Genomic DNA, 290 nt, shown 5'->3' with positions numbered 1-290 from the left:
GGCACTTTCCACTCGTTGAGCAATGCCGCCATCTCGCGGGTTTTTACCCCGGAGTAGGACGAGATACCGATGTACAACGCCTTGCCCTGTTGCACGGCGGTGGCCAGCGCACTGGCGGTTTCTTCCAGCGGCGTGTCGGCATCGAAACGGTGGGAATAGAAAATATCCACGTCTTCATGGAGTTTTCTCCCTGTTACCGCACCGAAGGGCGCGGCCTACAGCGCAGTGTAGTCAAAACCGGTTACAACTTCACCGGCCACGGATATTCGCCCGGCGGTAGTGCTCCGGCG

Annotated in this window: 1 pseudogene; it reads right to left on the bottom strand. The window is 59.0% G+C overall.

What is annotated here, in order from left to right:
• Positions 1-170: pseudogene (locus AC0L20_RS40750) on the bottom strand (aldo/keto reductase); the annotation flags it as partial.
• Positions 171-290 lie beyond the last annotated feature (120 nt).

The organism is Bradyrhizobium sp. Kon58 (assembly GCF_055807455.1).
Note: the sequence above shows the minus strand (reverse complement) of the source record. Positions and strands in the feature narration are given on the sequence as shown.